This window comes from Blautia difficilis (assembly GCF_014297245.1).
GTDB classification, from domain to species: domain Bacteria; phylum Bacillota; class Clostridia; order Lachnospirales; family Lachnospiraceae; genus Blautia_A; species Blautia_A difficilis.
In genome coordinates, this window is record NZ_JACOQG010000077.1 from 1 (window position 1) to 1,860 (window position 1,860).

2 protein-coding genes are annotated in these 1,860 nt (G+C 40.6%); both read right to left on the minus strand.

What is annotated here, in order from left to right:
* Nucleotides 1-153: 153 nt before the first annotated feature.
* The gene (locus tag H8Z82_RS16825; RefSeq protein WP_026076839.1) at nucleotides 154-1,119 is read right to left on the minus strand and encodes an IS3 family transposase; all 966 of its coding nucleotides are present in this window, start codon (nucleotides 1,117-1,119) and stop codon (nucleotides 154-156) included.
* On the minus strand, nucleotides 1,116-1,799 hold the full coding sequence (locus tag H8Z82_RS16830) for a helix-turn-helix domain-containing protein (RefSeq protein WP_186995758.1): 684 nt from the start codon (nucleotides 1,797-1,799) through the stop codon (nucleotides 1,116-1,118). Before H8Z82_RS16830 ends, H8Z82_RS16825 begins: the two co-directional genes overlap by 4 nt.
* Between the last annotated feature and the right edge of the window lie 61 nt (nucleotides 1,800-1,860).

The window sequence follows — 1,860 nt, forward strand, 5'->3', positions numbered from 1 at the left end:
TGATCTGCCCCTTGTCAAGTAGACAAGCAAAATATTCAAAATGAATTTCTAAATGTATCCGCCATGTCTGATTTGATGTGGCGGGTATTTATGTTTATGAAACATTTATTCCACGGCCAACTTTACAATGCGTCTCTGTGAGCATGTTTGAAGTTACGCACACCATTTTGATTTGTATGCTATAATCCGTTTATTTTCAGCAATGGGATATTGGATTGGTTCCTTTGCCGATAATGCATCCTGCCTTACTTCTGACGGAGTTTTACAGCAAAACCTATCCTGAGGTCTTTCCTCGGCATAAAACTTCATGTATCTGTCAATTGCTAAGCGAAGAGACTGTTCATCTGTTATCTGGTACATACAGTACATTTCCGATTTTATGATTCCCCACAACCCTTCCGTAGGACCGTTATCTATGCAATGCCCCACTCTGGACATGGATTGTTCCATACCCTGATTCTGGAGCTTTGCCTGGAACACCTTGCTGGTATACTGATATCCTCTGTCGCTATGAAAAATCGGTTTTGCATCCGGATTTTCAATAAGCGCTTTATCATAAGTGTCAAATACGAGCTTGTTGTCATTTCTTTTACTTACAACGTATGCAACCGGAAAACGGTCATATAAATCAAAGATAGCGCTAAGGTATAACTTCTTTCCTGTCTCAGGAATCTTGAATTCCGTGACATCAGTAGCCCATTTCTCGTTAGGTTTTGTGGCATTAAAATCCCTTTTCAGCTTATTTTCAGCTGTCGTTTCCGGTTTGGACGGACGGTATTCCTTCTTTTTTCTGCGAATAACAGAGTGGATTCCCAGCTTCTTCATGATTCTGTGAACTCTGTTCTTGCTGTAGTTTGTGTGATTGAAATGGTTGATCCAGCTTGTCATCCGTCTGTATCCCAGGATATGCCCGAACCGCTCATTATACTCTTTTATCAGTTCTGCCAGTTTTCTATTTTCGGATTCCTGCTCTGGAATCGGTCGGTGTAACCATTTATAGTAAGCAGCGTGCGATATCCCTAGCTGTTTGCACATCCAGTTGATGCTCCATTGTTTTCCTTCATAAAAATATTTTATTGCCAGATATTTTGACCCAAACCGTAGTTTTCCAAGCCTCACATCCCTTCGAATTCTTTCACTTTTTTTAACAGTTCCACTACCATGTCTTTTTCTTCAAGCTGGCGTTTTAGCCGCATATTCTCCCGGCGTAACCGTTCCAGCTCATCGACTTCATCATCCGTTTTGTGACGTCCACGTTTATCGGACAGACCCTCTTCCTCACCAGCGTCATATTTTCTTACCCATGAATACACCTGTCCATAAGAAACATCATACAGAGAAGCTGTTCCTTTATAATCCCGGTTATGGGCAATACAATATTCAACAATCTCTTTACGTTCGGTTAATGTTGTCTTTCTTCGTGCTTCTGCCATATAGACCTCCCTCTTAGGATCATAATCCCTAAGTTCTCTATTGGCATTATACAACGAAATCCAGTTTTGTAGTGTAACATGTGCAGGGATGCCATATCTGGCGCATAATTCGGTAACCGAACCTTCCCCGGCAATATACTTTTGAACCATTTCAATTTTAAATTCCTTGGAATAGGAGTGGTTGGCTGTAACAGGGCAAAGAGCTTCTATACCGCCATTCTGATATGCCAATATCCAGTCCCGTATGGTTCGTGTACTTTTTATAGATAAATCTGTCATAATTTCAGAGACAGAACGTGTTCCATTCAGGTAATCCTCAACAGCAGCAATTTTTTCTTCAACTGTACACTTGGGTTTTCTACCCATAAAAATACCTCCAAAGTAGATTTTGGTTATTTAACCTGTCTACTTTAGAGGTATCATATCA

Excerpts from the sequence above, each read along its gene's own strand:
- H8Z82_RS16830 (WP_186995758.1), bottom strand. The coding sequence starts at position 1,799 with ATGGGTAGAAAACCCAAGTGTACAGTTGAAGAAAAAATTGCTGCTGTT.